Here is a 15,991-nt window from a genome sequence, read left to right on the forward strand (position 1 = left end):
TTCGCGCGCGTTCACAGTTGCCGTATGCGCCGGTTGTATTGATCTTGTCTGGTGCATATATGTCCAAAATCAACTACCGGGGGCGACGGTCCCCGCCTGATGGCGGCCGGCGGGCGTCAGGCCCGGCCGGTGTTGACGTAGACCCGGTTGTTCAGCCCGCGGGCGAACAGGTGCAGTTCGCCGTCGTACACGTTGGCGGCCGGGCCGCTCGGGGTCGCGCCGTTGCCGGACAGTTCGATCCACCGGTTGAAGGTCGTGCCGTCGGAGGTGAGGGTGAACAGGCGGTCGTTGCCGCCCCGGGCGAAGACGCGCAGCAGACCGTCGTAACTGGCCAGACCGAGCGAACTTGCGGTCCAGCCGTTGCCGGACACCGGGACCCAGCCGGTCCAGGCGCCGTCGGAGTACGTGTTGAGGTAGATGCTGCCGTTGTCGGAGTGCACCGCCAGGCGCAGCGTGCCGTCGTACTCGGTCACGGCGGGCGCGTCGGAGGTGAGGCCGTTGCCCGGCAGCACACTCCAGCCGGACCAGCCGGACGGGCCGTGGACGTTCTCGACCAGCTTGCCGTTGCCGGCCCGCACGATCAGGTGCAGCTCACCGTCGACGACCGCGGCGGCCGGGGCACTCGGAGTCGTGCCACCGCCGGGTACCTCGACCCAGCCGGACCACGCCGTACGGGTGGCCGTGTTGACGTGGATGCGGCCGGCGTCGTCGCGGACGAAGACGTACAGCATGTTGTTGTGGACGGTGACCGCCGGCGCGCTGGGGGTGGTGCGGCCGCCGGGCACCGTGGTCCAGCCCGACCAGTGGGTGCCGGTGCGGCCGGCGTGGACGATCTGGCCGTCGGCGCGGCGGGCGAAGACGTACTCGCCGCCGGCGAAGTTCGTCACCGCCGGGGCCGAGTCGATGAGCTGCCCGCCGGGCACCTCGGTCCAGCCCTGCCAGTAGCGGGTCAAGGTGAGGCCGAAGGTGTGCAGGATCGGCCGGATCGGCTGGAAGTACGACCGGTCGCCGGAATGGCCGCAGGGCAGGTTCAGGCCGCCGGAGAGGACGCCCTGGGCCTGGTCACCGGCGACGTACGGGCCGCCGGAGTCGCCCGGCTCGGAGCAGGCGTCGGTGATGGTCAGGCCGGTGACCACCTTGTCGGGGCCGCCGTCGCGGCCGGGGTAGATGATGGTGGCGTTCTTGGCCAGGATGGTCCCGCACCGCACGCCGGTCGTGCGGCCGGTACGGCAGACCGTGGTGCCCTCGTCCGCCGGTTCGTCGCCGTTGACCGGGCCGAGGCCGGCCACCTCGGCGACCGGCCGCCAGTCGGTGTACGTCCGCACCCAGGCCATGTCGCTGGACGGGAAGGAGTAGCCGCCCCAGACACCCAGCGGCCGCCCCTTCGCGGTGAGCGCCCCGGGCGGCGTCTCGAGAGCGCAGTGCCCGGCGGTGGCGAATCCGGCGTCCCCGCTGAGGTTCTCCGTCACGGCGAACCCGGTCGAGCAGGCGGCTCCGCCGATCAGGAACTCGTTGCCGGCGGGCAGGCGCTCCGACTGCTGCTCTGGGCGTCCGGCGGCCTCGACGACCCGTACCGCGGTCGGCGGCACCCCGTTGTCCTGCGCGAACCGCGTGGCGGTCGCGCTCGTACCAGGCAGGGTCTGTACGACCAGCGTCCGCCCGTCCACGTCCGTGTACCAGCCGGTCACCCCGGCCGGCACGCTTGCCGCCCGGTCCAGCCGGACCTTCAACCGCTCCAACGCCGCGCCGTCCAGCGCCGGCTGTGCCGTCGCCGGCGCGCCCACCAGCATCGAGCCCGCGACGGTCAACGCCGCCAGCCACCCCACCGCGATCCTTCGCAACCCGGAACCTCCTCGTGCACGGCGTCGGGCGGGGGCCCGGCGCTCGGCAGGAAGGACGGCGGAACCGGTGCGGCAGATACGTCCTGTCGGGATCCTGATCTCTGCCGCCGACGGCCGCCGGCGGCAGGTGATCATGGGGAGTTTGGGTGTCTTCAGAGCGGCCCGGGGCGGGCCCGAAGCGCCGGAACGTGCCGGCGGCCCGTCCCGAGTGCCGGAAGGGGCCGCCGCGACGGGCCGTCGGTACGGATCAGTCGGCCGGCTCGAGGACGAAGACGGGGATCAGGCGCTCGGTCTTGGTCTGGTACTCGGCGTACGGGGGGAAGGCCGCGACGGCGAGCTCCCACCATTCGTCGCGCTCGGGCCCGGCCACCTCGCGGGCGACGTACGGGCCGATCGCCGTGCCGTCCTGAAGCGTGAGAGCCGGGTTTGCCTTCACGTTGTGATACCAGGCGGGGTGGTCGACGCTGCCGCCCTTGGACGCGACCATCGCGTACCAGCCGTCGCGCTCGACCCGCATGACGGGGACGTAGCGCTTCGCACCCGTTTTCGCGCCGGTCGTCGTCACCAGCACCACCGGACGGTCCAGGATCAACACGCCATCGGTCGTGCCCTGCGTGAGTATCTGCTCGGTCTGCCTGCGAACCCAGTCGGTCGGGCTCAGTTCGGAATTCGTCACAACCGGCACCAACCGCTCGTTCGATATCACTATTCCGCCGGGTTCCGCCTGCGCCGCGACTATTTCATGGCGGCGAGCTGGATCAGGTTGCCGCAGGTGTCGTCGAAGACGGCGGTGACCACCGGCCCCAGGTCGGTCGCCTCCTGGGTGAATTCGACGCCCAGCCCCTTGAGTCGTTCGACCTCGGCGTACACGTCGTCGACGGCGAACTGGGTGAACGGGATGCCGTCGGCGACCAGGGCACTCTTGAACGGGCCCGCCGCCGGGTGGCCGTCCGGCTCGAGCAGCAGTTCGACACCGTCCGGGTTGGCCGGGGAGACCACGGTGAGCCAGCGGGCGTCGCCGGCGGGTACGTCGGTCTTCTTGATGAATCCCAGCTTCTCGGTGTAGAAGGCAAGTGCCTTGGCCTGGTCGTCGACGAATACGCTGGTGATGTTGATGCGAATCACGGGTTGGGTTCCTCTCGGTTGATGGGCCACCGCTCGACGATCGAGCGCAGCGGGCCGGTGTCGATGTGATGGAACTTGTAACGGCCCTGCCGCCGGGTGTGCACCAGGCCGGCCTGTTCGAGCACCGCGAGGTGCTGCGAGATGGCCTGCCGCGAGGAGGCCAGGCCGTGCTTCATGGTCAGCCGGCCACAGATCTCGAACAGCGTCTGACCGTCCTTGTCGGTCAGCTCGTCCAGGATGGTGCGTCGCGTCGCATCACCGATGGCCCTGAACAGGTCGGGGTTCGCGTCCACCCGCACAGTTATATGCAAGCGGTGACTTGCCTGTCAAGCGAACTCTAAATCCCTGGTCAGCGGATGTGTACAGCACCGATGATTGCGGCATGGCCGCGACCCGACGAGCCGACACGCCCACCGGAACCGCCATGGATGTCACCACTCCCCGACAGTCCGACGGCCACGCCGGTGGCCCCGACGCCACACCCGTGGCGACGGCCCGTGCCCTGGCGAAGGTCGGCGACGCCGCGGCCGTGGTGCTGGTCGAGGGCATCAGCGACCAGATCGCGCTGGAGGCGGCCGCCGTGTGCCGCGGCCGGGACCTCGAGGCGGAGCGGATCGTGATCCTTCCGATCGGCGGGGCACACGCGATCGGCCGCTTCCTGACGATGCCGGGACCGCTGAGCGCCGGGATGCGCATCGCCGGACTGTGCGACCTGCGGGAGGAGGAGCTGTTCCGGCGCGGCGTCGCCGCCCGGACCGGCACGACACCCACCCGCGCGGACATGGAGAACCTCGGGTTCCACGTCTGCGTCGACGATCTGGAGGACGAACTGCTCCGCGCCGTGGGCGCCGCGCGGGTGGAGCAACTCTTCGACGCCCAGGGCGACCTCGGGTCGTTCCGCTCGCTGCAGAGCCAGCCCGCCTGGCGCGGCCGGCAGCCCGAGGCGCAGATGCGGCGGTTCCTGGGCAGCGGCGCGCGTCGCAAGCTGCGCTACGCGCGGCTGCTCGTCGAGGCGGCGGTCGACCTTGGCACCCTGCCCCGGCCGCTCGACGCACTGCTCACCGCCGTCTGACCCACCAGGCGCCCGACACCTCCGCACCCTCCGCGATCGACCTGCTTCGCGTCACCGGTGCCGAACGATTCACCTGATTGTCGGCCACGAATATCCGACCGTGTCGTTGGCCGCCGTTGCTCCGCCGTCCGGTGATGCCGAGTGCGGTTCGAATACGCGAAGTCGCTGCAGGGCGCCCGGGCCGACGAATGATTGATACCCTTCCCAAAATCGAATTTCGTATTGGAGGTCATCGTGCGCCTGCGAAGCATGGTCATGTCCTTCGCTGTCCTCCTGGTCGCCGCCGGGGTGGTCGCCCTCTTCGGCCTGGAGCAGGCTCAGGGGGCATCGAACCTGGCGGGATTCACCTGGTCGAACTAGCACGGGTGACAGCAGCGGCCGCCGGGCCAGATGACCCGGCGGCCCCTTCCATTGCAACGGCTCCGGCGCACCATGTGCTCCCACACAGACATGCTCCGTTCGCCGAGATCATCGAGGCGGCGTGATCCGTTCGGCGCGACGGACAGTAGCTGTACGCCGAGCAGGTTGGGGCTTTCGCGCGTACGGCGAAAGAGCACCCGACAGGTGGCGGCACCGTCGGTCGCTCTGGCGTGCTCGGGATATTCCTTGAGGGCGCACCGTTCCCCATAGTCTGGATCGACAAAGTCCTGGCGGTTGGTATCCGTACGGATACCAACCGTCCATGGCAATCTGCCGACTAGGCGCGCACGTTGAAGTTGTCCCGGTCGATGACCCTGTTGTCGAGGAAGAACGACTGCAGGTCGGAGCCGCCCAGGCTGTTCTCTGCCGTGGGGATCATGCACACGCTGTGGCCACGGTTGGTGGTGCTGCGGTGTTCGGTCAGCCAAGGCACCTGGCAGAGGAGCCTTCCCAACCGGTTGGTGTTGAAGTTGAAGGTGAACCCGGCGGGATTGGCGGCGGCGCCCTGCGCGGTGGAGGCGAAGGGGTACTCGTCGCAGGTGTAGCCGGCCGGGCGCGGGTAGCTCGGGCCCGTGGGGCAGGAGGTATTCCGGTTGGCGTCGATCACGGCGCTGTTGGTCGTTCGGGTGAGCTGCGACGGCAGGTTGGTGGTGCGGATGGCATGCCTGATGTGCGAGGCGTACATGGGATAGCGGCTTTCGGGGACGTCGAGGGTCGGGACGAAGTCCTGATTGGCGCAGCCCGCGGTGCCACCCGGAAGCGCGTCGTCGCAGCGGTGACCTGGGTAGTTGGTCCACAACGTGGTGGTCACCTGGTTGACCGTCGCCGGGTTGACGAACCAGAATCCCCAGTCCGACCTCGAACCCCAGTACTGGCCGGGCAACCGCGGCGAGGTGAAGGTCGCCGAACCGGATAGGACGCTGAGCGCGCTGCCGGTCGGCGGGTTGCCACCCACGATGCTGCAATAGAACATGCAATCGGGTACCGACCAGAGCGTCGGCGTGCCGAGCACACCCCAGGCGCGGACCGGGGAGTACTCGAAGGACTGCGTCCACCGCAGGTCTCTGGCTTGCAGCGTCACCATGCTTGAGTAGTTGAAGTAGATCTCGCCCACGACGCTGCCGCCCTGCGCCACAATCACCTGGTACAGGCCACCACCCGACTTGCACATCACGAAGCGCGACATGTTGACCCAATTGCCATTGCCGCACCCCGCCGGAACCGCCGCGGGTGCGGCGGTCGTACGGACGGAGGCAGGCGCGCTCACCCCGAGCCGGAGGCAGCCCACCATCCCGTCCGGCACGCCCGACGTGGTGCAACCAGGCGGCGGCGCCACGCTTGCGGGCGCCGCCGCCGCGGTCACCGGGCTCACCGCGAAGACCGTGCCCGCGGCCATGAGCAGCCCGACGGCCACGCGTGCGAGCCATCTTGCCGGCAACACGTTCATAGATACCTCCAAACGAAGCGATCCCGCTGGCATGGTGGCCCGGATGACCATCCGAAGGCTCGGTACTCCGTCGATCGACGAACATCAGCGAACACCGGCGAACGCCTTCCACCGCCACCGGCCGTCCGGGTAAGCTGCCGGCACCGGCGTCTATGGCGAGAGCGGCGATGGGACAGGGCCCCGAGGAGCAGCTTCTGGGCAGGGCGGCGGTCGCCGTCACGACCAGCCAGATGGCAGCGCTTCTGCGCGCCCTGCGCCGCAGACACGCCCGGCACCGCCGGGATCGCGAGCTGACCTACCGGGAGATCGCTTCGCGTACCGGATGGTCCACCACGGCCGTCGCCGAATACTTCACCGGGCACACGCTCGCCCCCACCGACCGCCTCGACGCGCTGGTACGCCTGCTCGGCGCGACCTCGGCGGAGCAGGGCGCGCTGGCTACCGCCCGGGATCGGATCGACGAGCACCGGCGCAACGGCCGCCGGACAGTTCCCCTTTCCGCCCGGCCGGCGCTTCGCCAACTCCCGCCCCGCCCCGGCACTTCACCGGCCGTGTCGAGGAACTGGCGCGCCTTGAGGGGCTGATCGACGGCGCCAAGGCGGCGGGCGTCGTGGCGATCGCCGTGATCGACGGTGCCGCGGGCGTCGGCAAGACCACCCTGGCGGCGCATTGGGCGCACCGGACCGCTGACCTGTACCCGGACGGGCAGCTCTATGTGGACCTTCGGGGATTCGACCCGAGCGGCCGCACCGTGACGGCCGCGCATGCCCTGCGGTCGTTCCTGTCCGCGCTCGGTGTGCCGGATTCGCAGGTGCCCGGAAGTGAGGACGCCGCCGCGGCACTTTATCGCAGCGCGCTGACCGGGCGACGGGTGTCGATCCTGCTCGACAACGCCTACGACAGTGCCCACGTGCGCCCGCTGCTCCCCGCGACGGCCACGTGCACGGTGGTAGTCACCAGCCGCAACCGGCTCACCGGCTTGGTGGCCCTCGACGGTGCGCTCCCGATCACCCTCGGCCCGCTCCCGCACGCAGCCGCCCACATCGTGTTCGCCACGCGCGTCGGCGACGGCCGCGCCGAAGCCGAGCCCGCCGCGACCGCCACAATCGTCGGACTCTGCGCCGGCCTGCCACTGGCACTCGGTGTGGCCGCGGCGCGGGCCGCCACCAACCCGCACACCCCACTGCAAGCCCTCGCCGCGGAGCTGAGCGCGGCCCGCCTCGACGCGCTGACCGGCGACGACCTGCGAAGCGATACCCGGGCCGTGTTCTCCTGGTCCTACCAGGCCCTCACGGTGGCGGCGGCGCGCCTGTTCCGGCTGCTCGGCCTGCATCCCGGAACGCCGATCTCGGTCGCGGCCGCCGCGAGCCTCGCCGCGGTGAGCGTCACCGAAGCCGGTGCGGCGCTCGCCGAACTGGTGCGAGGCAACCTGCTCAGCCGTCGCGGCGCCGACCGCTACGTCATGCACGACCTTCTCCGCTGGTACGCCGCCGAACTGGTCCGCGATACCGAACCGGACGACGCGCGGGAGGCGGCAACACGTCGCCTGCTCCACCACTACCTGCACACCGCCCACGCCGCGGCATGCCCGGCCGAGCCTCCGCTCCAGGCACCGCCCGGCGTCGTGGCCGGGGATCCCGGTGACGACGCCTCAGCCTGGTTCGCCGCCGAACACGCGGCCTTGCTGTGCGCCGTCGACATCGCCGTCGCCGACGGCCAGGACGCGATCACCTGGCAGCTCGCCGAGAAGCTCGGCGACTACCTCGACCGGCGTGGCCACTGGAACGACCTGGCCTCCATCCAGGAGGCGGCACTCACCGCCGCCCGGCGGCTGCGCGAACCACTCAGAGAGGCCGGCACCCACCGGCATCTCGCCCGCGCGCACCTCAGACTCGGACACTACGGCCAGGCACGCACACATCTAAGTGCGGCACTCGAACTTGCTCAGCGGCACGGCGACCGGCACGCGGAGGGACGTACCTGGTTGAGTCTGGCTCTGCTCAGCGAGCGGGAAGGCCGGCTGGACGTGGCGCGCGACCAGGCACGACACGCGCTCGGCATCTGCGTCGAGATGGAAGACAGGCCGGGACAGGCCCGCGCGCTCAACGCCGTCGGGTGGTATCAGGCGCTGCTGGGCGAGTACGCCGACGCGCTCGCACACTGCGGGCGCTCGGTGACACTCGCCGCCGAAGTCGACGACCCGATCTGTCAGGCCAGCGCCTGGCACAGCCTCGGCTACTCGCATCACCGGCTCGGGGACCACCACCAGGCGCTGACCTGCTATCACCAAGCCCTGGGCCGCTTTCGTCAGGCAGGCGACGACCACCTCGCCGGGCTCATCCTCACCGACCTCGGCGACGCCCACTCCTGCCTGGGCGATACCGTCGCCGCGGAAAGGGCTTGGCGCGAGGCGCTCACACTGCTCGACAACGTGCGCCATCAAGACGCCGAAAAGGTACGGGCGCGGCTGGTGCGGCGCCGTACTCCGTGACCTGATCTTCGGGGTGGACGTCGGCGGACCGATCACCGCCGACGTCCACCCCGCGGGTATGTCACTTCTGGCAGAACGCCGTGATGCCCATCGTGCTGCGGATCCCGCCCATGACGTGCTGACGGAAGTGGGTGTCGCCGACGAGTTCGGCGTCGGTCCAGGCCGCGACGTCGTGGCCGAGGGTGGTGAGCCAGGCGCGGCCACCGTCGTAGTAGTGGCACCAGGAAACCAGGTGGTCCTTGCCGTGGCCGGGGTGGCCGAGGCTGCCGGTGGTGCCCTCCGCCATGGTCGCCTCGTCGACCCGGAGCAGCGGCTGGACGTGGCTCGGCTCCGGGTAGAGGTTGTACCACTCGTCCTTGAATTCCCACGTCCTGGGCAGTCCGCTGGTGGACGGGTCCCGCTTCGACTCGGTGTGGACCGTCGCGGTCTGGTGCCGGCCGTGGTCGTAGAAGTTCGTGCCGCCGAGCAGACCCTCGTACCACTTCCAGTGGTATTCGGTGCCGAAGGCGTTGTGGATGCCGACGAACCCGCCACCACCACGGATGTACTGCATCAGCGCGGTCTGCGCGTTGTCGTCGAGGGTGTCCCGGGTGGTGCTGAGGAAGATCACCGTGTGGTACGGGCGCAGGCGCCCGGCGGAGCTGAGTTGGGCGACGTCCTCGGTCCAGTCGGCCGCGATCCCCGCCTCGTCCAGCCACTTCACGAGGTTGGCCTGGGCGACGTTGCCGGGGCCGAGTTCCGGGTTGAGGCCGGCGGGCAGCGCGGGGCCGAGGTGGGCGTGCCGGGGCCCGACGGTACGGGTGTACAGCAGCACCCGTCCCTCCCGGGCCGGGTCGGCCCGGTTGCCCCAGTCGTTGTAGCAGCGGTCGTTCGTTCCCCGGCAGACGCCGTAGTCGTACACCGCCTCCAGCGCGCTGCGGGCGTTGCTGGCGTTGCCGTTCCCGGCACTGGCGGTCGCCGGCGGGGTGGCGGCGGAGGAGGCGGTCAGCGCGAGGCCGAGGACGAGCGCGGCGCCGAGCAGGGTCGTCGTGACGGGACGGGAGACTTTCACGGTGGAGCTCCTTCCGGGGGTGGGACGAGCCGGGGGTGAGAGAGCCGGGCGTGGACCGGCCCGGACGGGGGACCGGGCCGGACGGTCAGGGGTTGAGCAGACCGGGCAGCCAGAGGACGAGGCCGGGCGCGAAGGTGACGATGAGCAGGACGGCGATGAGGGGGATGAGGAAGGGCAGCAGCCCCCGGAACACCGCGCCGACGGGAATTCCGGTGACCGAACTCAGCACGTACGCGACCGGGCCGATCGGCGGGGTGATGAGACCGATCATCAGGTTGAGGACGACGATCACTCCGAAGTGGATCGGGTCGACGCCGAACTGGGTGGCCACCGGGAGCAGGATCGGCACGCTGAGCACCAGGGCCGAGGTGGGCTCCATGATGGTGCCGAGCAGGATCAGGATGACGTTGACCAGGAGCAGGAAGATCACCGGATCGTCGGTGAGTCCGGTCATCCACTCGGCGACCATGCCGGGGATGCGCTCCCGGGCGAGGATCCAGCCGAGCAGCGACGTCGAACCGATGATCAGCATGATCGCGGCGGCCGTCACCGCCGCCTCGCGCAGGATCGACGGCAGCTGGCGTGGGGTGATGGTGCGGTAGCAGAGGCCGAGGACGAGCAGGTAGAGGCAGCCGACCGCGGCGGCCTCGGTGGGGGTGACGAAGCCGCCGAGGATCCCGCCGATGATCAGGATCGGGGTCACCGCGGGCGCGAGGGCCCGGACCCCGGTGCGCCGGACGAGTTGGCCGTCGAATCTGCCCGCCTTGAGGAAGGTCTGCCGCTGGCACCAGATCACCACGTAGACCAGCAGGCCGGCGGCGATCAGGAGCGCGGGGATCACCCCGGCGGCGAACAGTGCGCCGGTCGAGACGGCCGCGACGGAGGCGAAGACCACCGCCGGGATGCTCGGTGGCATCACCGGGGAGATGAGGGTGGCGGCGCCGGTGAGTCCGACGGAGAAGTTCTGCGGGTAGCCCTGCTTGCGCATCGCCGGCACCTGGATCGCGCCGAGGGCGGCGGCGTCGGCCAGGGCCGATCCGCTCATCCAGGCGAAGCCGACGCTGGAGCCGACGTTGACGTACGCCATGCCGCCGCGGACCCGGCCGAGCAGGGCCATGGCGAAGTCGAAGAGCCGTTCGGCGATCCCGGCCCGGTTGGCGATGACCCCGAGCAGGACGAAGAGCGGTACGGCGAGCAGCGGCCAGCTGTCGATGCCGTTGATGGTGGTACGCAGGCCGAGTTCGAGCGACTGTCCGGTGGCGAGCAGATACGTCACGCACGGGCCGAGGATCGCGAAGGCGACCGGTACCCGAAGGAACAGCAGCACGACGATGGCGATGCCGAGCAGTGTGATGGCCATGGTCAGATCGCTCCTTCGACCGCGGGGCCGGACTTCGCCCGCCGGTCGTCCACCGGCCGGCCGAACAGGGCCTGGCCGGTGGCGGCCAGGGCGGTCAGGCCGAGCCCGACCACGGAGATCAGGTAGACGATCCGCAGCGACAGGCCCGACGCCGGTGCGGCGCCGACGAACGGCGCGGTGACCAGCCCGTAACCGGCCCAGGTCAGGCCGATGCAGATCAGCGCGACGAGCGCGTCGGTGAGTCGGGTCACCAGCCGCTCGGCGCGTGGACCGAGCCACCGGTCGATGACCTCCAGCCGCAGGTGCAGCCCACGGCGGAGCAGGTGGCCGGCGAGAATGAAGGTGGACCAGACCATGCCGTACTTGGCGATCTCGCCGGTCCACGCCCAGCCGCTGCCGACGGTGATCCGTTGCAGGACCTGGACGAGGACGAGGAGCAGGACGAGGGCGAGGAAGGTCGCGCCGAGGAACCGTTCGGTCCGGTCGATCCATCCGGATATCCGGCGCCAGGCCGGAGGGCCGCCGCCGGATTCCGGTGCGTCACCGGCGGTCGGTGCGGCGTCGGCCGAGGGGTCAGACATTGGTGCACGTCCTTCGAAAAACAGGGCGACACCGGCCGGGCGGCGGTCGACGACCGCCGCCCGGACCGGGTCGTCAGGAGGCGGCGGCCCGGACGGCGTTGTACAGTTCCAGGTCCTGGCCGGAGAACGCGGTGCGGAAGTACGCCTCCGCCTTGGTACGGAACGCGGCCACGTCGGGCTCGACGATCTGCATCCGACCGTCGCCGCGCCAGGTGGCGACGAAGCTGCTCTCCTCTTCCTCGATGCACTGCCGGTCCGTGGTGCGGGCCTCGCTGATGGCCGTACTCAACGCCTCGCGCTGCTCGTCGGTGAGCCCCTGCCAGGCGTTCTCGTTGATGACCGGCATGACGAAGCCGGTCATGTGTCCGGTGAGGTTGAGGTGGCTCTGCACCTCCGGCAGGTTCAGCGAGGAGATGACCGAGATCGGGTTCTCCTGCCCGTCGACGACCCCCTGCTGCAGGGAGATGTAGACCTCCTCGAAGGCGACCGAGGTGGGGGAGGCGCCCAGCGCCTCGGCGTTCTGGAGGAACTGCGGGGTGTCCGGGAAGCGCATCCGTACGCCGTTGAAGTCGTCCGGGGTGCGTAGCGGCTTGTTGCCGGTGAAGTGCCGCATGCCGAAGTACCAGGCGTCGAGGACCCGGGTTCCGGTCTTGGCGAGCATGTCCTCGCGCAGCGCGTCGGCCTGTCCGCTCTCGAAGAAGCCGAAGAGGTGGTCGGCGCCGTCGAAGACGTAGGCGGCGTCGAGGACGCGGATCGGTGCGTACGTCGCCGAGATCTCGGAGGCGCCCTGCAGGTCGATGTCGATGTCGCCGGAGACGACCGAGGCGAACCGCTGGGCGTGCCCGCCGAGGGTGCTGTTCGGGTACACCTCGATCTTGAGTCCGGTGTTGGAGGCGGCGACGGACTCGGCGACCTTCTCGGCGCCGCAGCGGTGGTGGGGGTGGGTGTTGGCGTAGCTGTGGGCCAGGGAGAGGGTGACGGTGCCGTCCTTACCGGCATCCGTGCAGGCGGCGAGTGTGGCGGCTGCCCCGAGCGCCAGGATGCTGGTCAGGGCGGTGGCGATGCGCTTCATCGTGGCTCCTATGGGGGACGGTCTTCGGGGCCGGCGGCCCCGGGCTCAGGAGAATTCGCCTTGGTAGATGTCCTTGATGTTCCAGTGCCCCGGCGTGGGCACCGGCTCGTTGACCATGGGTACGTCGATCACCGCGGGCCGGCGGTTGGCGACCGCCGCGGCCAGGTGTTCGGCGAGTTGGTCGGGGTTGGTCACGGTGTAGCCGTCGGCGCCGCAGGCCCGGCCGAGCGCGGCGAAGTCGGGGGTGTACGGGCGTCCGTCGCGGTCGGTGAAGTCACAGCCGTAGCTGACTCCGTAGTTCGCCGCCTGGAGGTCCGAGATGGTGCCGTGGGAGGCGTTGTTCATCACCACGAAGATCACCGGCAGGCCGCGTTCGACGGCGGTGGGCAGCGCGGCGAGCTGCGCGCTCATGCCACCGTCGCCGATGAGCGCGACCACGGTCCGGTCCGGGGCGCCGACCTGTACGCCGAGCGCCGCCGCGGGTCCGAAACCCATGGTCGACGAACCGCCGGGGGTGATGAAGCGGCCCGCCCCGGGCAGCGGGTAGCACTGGGCGACGCCGTTCTTGTTCCAACCGACGTCGGTGACGAGCACACTGTCGGCGGGCAGGGTGGCCAGCAGGTCGGCGAGGATCCGCTGCGGACGTAGCGGCAACTGCCGGTCCCCGGCGGCGTCGAGGACCTGGGCGAAGGTCGCCTGCCGGCTGACCCGGATCTCCTCGCGCAGTCCGGGCCGGGTCGCCGGGGTGGTGGCCAGCCGGGTGACCGCCCGTCCGATCGCCGAAAGGGCCGTGGTCGCGTCCGCCACCACCCCGATCTCGACCGGGTAGTTCCGGCCGATCTCGGCCGGGTCCAGGTCGATCTGGATCAGCCGGGCCGGCGGGATGCGCCAGGTGTACCGGTCGTCCCACGAGCTGGCGTCGGTCTCGGCGAAGCGGGTGCCGACGGCCAGCACCAGGTCGGCCTCGCGGGTGTACCGGTTGGTCAGTTCGGAGCCCCAGAATCCGGGCATGCCGAGCAGGAGGGGGTGGGAGTCGGGGACCGCGCCCTTGCCCATCAGCGAGTGCACGATGGGTACGTCCAGGTGTTCGGCGATGCCGGTGACGGCGGCCCGGCCCGGTGCGGTGCGCAGTCCGCCTCCGATGTAGAGCAGCGGTCGTTCGGCCCGGACGAGTTCGGCGGCGATGCGTTCGGCGAGTTCGTCGGTGACGGCGGGGGGCGCCGGTGGCGGGGCGGCCGCCGGTACCGGGGTGTCTGCCGGCAGCGGCCGGGAGAACATGTCCATCGGCACGTTCAGCAGGACCGCTCCGGGACGTCCGGTGGTGGCGGTCCAGAAGGCGCGTTCGGCGAACCGGGTCAGGTCCTCCGGCCGGTGTACGGTCCAGGCCCGCTTGACGAAGGGGCGGTAGATCGCCGCCTGGTCGCCGTCGTTGTGGAGGTTGACCTCCTGGTGGGGGTGGCGGCCGTAGTAGTACGAGGGGATGTCGCCGCTGATGCAGACCAGCGGCACGGAGTCCATCGCGGCGCTCGCCACGCCGGTGACGGCGTTCATCATCCCGGGTCCGACGTGGGTGAGCACGACACCCGGCCGGCCGGTGATGCGGGCGTACCCGTCCGCGGCGTGCGCGGCGGCCTGTTCGTGGCGGAACACCACGAACTCGATCGGGCTGTGCGCGAGCGCCTCCAGGAAGGCGATGTTGGTGTGCCCGCACAGCCCGAAGACGTACTCCACCCCGTACGACTCCAGTTGCCGGACCAGGAGTCGGGCGCCGGTGGTCGACTCGGTCGGCGCGGGGGCGGCGGGCCGGGTTCCGGTCGGGGTCTGCGTGGTCACGGGTTGTCCTTCCGGGCGGTGGTCGTGGTCGGTGCTGCCGGGGCGGCGGCGGTCAGCCCCACAGGGACACGCCCCGCAGGTGCATCGTCTTGGTGATGGTGAAGTCGTCGATCATGTGTGCCGGTGACTCCCGGCCGATGCCGGAATCCTTGACACCGCCGAACGGAATGTGGTCGAGCCGGTGGTTGGAGGGGCCGTTGACCACCAGGCCGCCGACCTCGAGGTCGCGCCAGAGCCGGAAGATGGTCCGTACGTCCTCGGTGAACAGCCCGGCCTGCAGGCCGTAGCGGCTGGCGTTGCAGGCGGCGACGACGTCGTCGAGGTCGTCGTAGCCGAGTACGACGACGACCGGGCCGAAGATCTCCTCCCGGACCACCCGGGCGGAGGTCGGCGGGTCGACGATGACCGTCGGGGTGACCGTGGCGTGGGTGCGTACCCCGGCGACGGGAATCCCGGCGCCGTCGCGGGCCGCCTCCTCGGTCCAGTCCACCACCCGGCGGGCCGCGTCGTCGTCGACCATCGAACCGACGTCGGTGGCCGGGTCGAGGGGGTCACCGACGCGCAGCGCGCGGACCTGCTCGGTGAAGGCGGGAAGGAACTCCGCCATCCGGGACCGGTGGACGTAGACCCGCTGGACGGAGACGCAGCTCTGCCCAGAGTTGCTGTAGCCGGTCCGGGCGCAGGCGGCCGCCGCGGCGGCGACATCGGCGTCGTGGGCGACGATGGTGGCGGCGTTGCCGCCGAGTTCCAGAACGGTCCTCTTCGGACCGGCGGCCCGCGCCACCGCCGCCCCGGCGGCGGCGGAGCCGGTGAAGGCGACGGCGTTGACCTGCGGGGCGGCGCAGAGCGCGGCGCCGATCTCCGGTCCGCCGTGCAGGAGTTGTACGGCGGTCGGCGGCAGCCCGGCATCGAGGGCGATCTCGACGACCACGGCGGTGGCGGCCGGTGCCTGCGGCGGTGCCTTGACGATCGTCGCGTTGCCGGCGGCGTACGCGGCGGCGAGCTTGTGGGCCAGCAGGTTCGCCGGCGCGTTGAACGGGGTGATCGCCAGGACGACGCCGACCGGGCTGCGCCGGGTCAGGACGGTGGTGCCCCGCCCGTGTTCCCAGCCCTCGGCGGGGAGGATCTCGCCACCGAGTCGGCGGGCTTCGGCGGCGGCGATCCGGAAGGTGGCGGCGACCCGGTCGGCCTCGTTGCGGCCGTCGCGTACCGGTTTGCCGAGTTCCAGGGCCAGCCGGTGGGCGATCTCGTCACGTCGTTGCGCACTGAGGACCGCCGCGCGTTCGAGGGCGGCGGCGCGGTCGGCGGGGGTCTGTGCGGCGACGGTGGCGGCGGCCGGGACGGCGGCGGCGGTGGCGCGCCGAACCAGTTCGTCGTCCGCCTGGTGGGCCCGGCTGACCGCCGTCCGGGTGTACGGGCCGGTACGCACCACCTGGGTGCCGGTCGCGAGCCAGGCCCCGTCGACGTAGGCCGGGACGTCCAGGACGTCGGTGGTGCCGGTGCGGGCGGCGTCCGTGCTGCCGCTGGTCGGAGTCATCGATGCTCCCATCGAGGAGTGGTCGAACGGCGGGTGCTGTTCCGCTACCGCACCCGTGGACCACCTGGTGGAATAGCTGGACCGCTTGGCGGACCGATGTTAACGTAAAGTGCCAGATCGGTTTCCGCAAGAGGAAGGCGCAGGTGAATGGCGCGACCGCG

Annotated in this window: 15 protein-coding genes; 4 read left to right on the top strand and 11 right to left on the bottom strand. The window is 70.8% G+C overall.

Annotated elements, in window-relative coordinates:
• Positions 1-116: 116 nt before the first annotated feature.
• From Prubr_RS26755 to Prubr_RS26770, 4 genes are all read right to left on the bottom strand, one after another.
• Positions 117-1,841 carry a DUF8189 domain-containing protein gene (locus Prubr_RS26755; protein ID WP_212817671.1) on the bottom strand — a complete coding sequence of 575 codons (1,725 nt, stop codon included), beginning with the start codon at positions 1,839-1,841 and terminating at the stop codon, positions 117-119.
• 247 nt (positions 1,842-2,088) lie between these two features.
• On the bottom strand, positions 2,089-2,517 hold the full coding sequence (locus tag Prubr_RS26760; RefSeq protein ID WP_246567683.1) for a nitroreductase family deazaflavin-dependent oxidoreductase: 429 nt from the start codon (positions 2,515-2,517) through the stop codon (positions 2,089-2,091).
• A gap of 59 nt (positions 2,518-2,576) precedes the next feature.
• On the bottom strand, positions 2,577-2,963 hold the full coding sequence (locus Prubr_RS26765; protein ID WP_212828570.1) for a VOC family protein: 387 nt from the start codon (positions 2,961-2,963) through the stop codon (positions 2,577-2,579).
• Entirely contained in the window at positions 2,963-3,259 is a 297-nt protein-coding gene (locus Prubr_RS26770; RefSeq protein WP_246567685.1) for an ArsR/SmtB family transcription factor, read from the bottom strand. Before Prubr_RS26770 ends, Prubr_RS26765 begins: the two co-directional genes overlap by 1 nt.
• Before the next feature lie 89 nt (positions 3,260-3,348).
• Here Prubr_RS26770 and Prubr_RS26775 point away from each other — a divergent pair, with 89 nt between their 5' ends.
• Both Prubr_RS26775 and Prubr_RS37770 read left to right on the top strand, forming a co-directional pair.
• The gene (locus tag Prubr_RS26775) at positions 3,349-4,038 is read left to right on the top strand and encodes a TOPRIM nucleotidyl transferase/hydrolase domain-containing protein (protein ID WP_246567687.1); all 690 of its coding nucleotides are present in this window, start codon (positions 3,349-3,351) and stop codon (positions 4,036-4,038) included.
• Positions 4,039-4,272: 234 nt separating this feature from the next.
• Positions 4,273-4,398, top strand: a complete 126-nt coding sequence (locus tag Prubr_RS37770) for a hypothetical protein (RefSeq protein WP_281425847.1) — start codon at positions 4,273-4,275, stop codon at positions 4,396-4,398.
• Positions 4,399-4,735: 337 nt separating this feature from the next.
• Here Prubr_RS37770 and Prubr_RS26780 read toward each other — a convergent pair whose 3' ends face one another.
• A complete protein-coding gene (locus Prubr_RS26780) occupies positions 4,736-5,905 on the bottom strand; it encodes a NucA/NucB deoxyribonuclease domain-containing protein (protein ID WP_212817673.1) in 1,170 nt (389 codons plus the stop codon).
• 167 nt (positions 5,906-6,072) lie between these two features.
• Here Prubr_RS26780 and Prubr_RS26785 point away from each other — a divergent pair, with 167 nt between their 5' ends.
• Both Prubr_RS26785 and Prubr_RS26790 read left to right on the top strand, forming a co-directional pair.
• Positions 6,073-6,489 (top strand): helix-turn-helix domain-containing protein, encoded by a 417-nt coding sequence (locus Prubr_RS26785; protein ID WP_212817674.1) that lies wholly within the window; start codon positions 6,073-6,075, stop codon positions 6,487-6,489.
• Positions 6,490-6,515: 26 nt separating this feature from the next.
• The gene (locus tag Prubr_RS26790; RefSeq protein WP_212817675.1) at positions 6,516-8,396 is read left to right on the top strand and encodes an ATP-binding protein; all 1,881 of its coding nucleotides are present in this window, start codon (positions 6,516-6,518) and stop codon (positions 8,394-8,396) included.
• 61 nt (positions 8,397-8,457) lie between these two features.
• Here the strand turns inward: Prubr_RS26790 and Prubr_RS26795 are convergent, their stop codons facing one another.
• From Prubr_RS26795 to Prubr_RS26820, 6 genes are all read right to left on the bottom strand, one after another.
• Entirely contained in the window at positions 8,458-9,447 is a 990-nt protein-coding gene (locus tag Prubr_RS26795; protein ID WP_246567689.1) for a ThuA domain-containing protein, read from the bottom strand.
• Between the two features lie 85 nt (positions 9,448-9,532).
• Positions 9,533-10,807, bottom strand: a complete 1,275-nt coding sequence (locus tag Prubr_RS26800; RefSeq protein WP_212817676.1) for a TRAP transporter large permease — start codon at positions 10,805-10,807, stop codon at positions 9,533-9,535.
• A gap of 2 nt (positions 10,808-10,809) precedes the next feature.
• On the bottom strand, positions 10,810-11,388 hold the full coding sequence (locus tag Prubr_RS26805) for a TRAP transporter small permease (RefSeq protein WP_212817677.1): 579 nt from the start codon (positions 11,386-11,388) through the stop codon (positions 10,810-10,812).
• 73 nt (positions 11,389-11,461) lie between these two features.
• Positions 11,462-12,460, bottom strand: a complete 999-nt coding sequence (locus Prubr_RS26810; RefSeq protein WP_212817678.1) for a DctP family TRAP transporter solute-binding subunit — start codon at positions 12,458-12,460, stop codon at positions 11,462-11,464.
• Between the two features lie 45 nt (positions 12,461-12,505).
• The gene (locus Prubr_RS26815; RefSeq protein ID WP_246567691.1) at positions 12,506-14,293 is read right to left on the bottom strand and encodes a thiamine pyrophosphate-binding protein; all 1,788 of its coding nucleotides are present in this window, start codon (positions 14,291-14,293) and stop codon (positions 12,506-12,508) included.
• 52 nt (positions 14,294-14,345) lie between these two features.
• The gene (locus tag Prubr_RS26820; protein ID WP_212817679.1) at positions 14,346-15,830 is read right to left on the bottom strand and encodes an aldehyde dehydrogenase family protein; all 1,485 of its coding nucleotides are present in this window, start codon (positions 15,828-15,830) and stop codon (positions 14,346-14,348) included.
• Positions 15,831-15,991: the final 161 nt, after the last annotated feature.

Source organism: Polymorphospora rubra (assembly GCF_018324255.1).
Lineage (GTDB): Bacteria > Actinomycetota > Actinomycetes > Mycobacteriales > Micromonosporaceae > Polymorphospora > Polymorphospora rubra.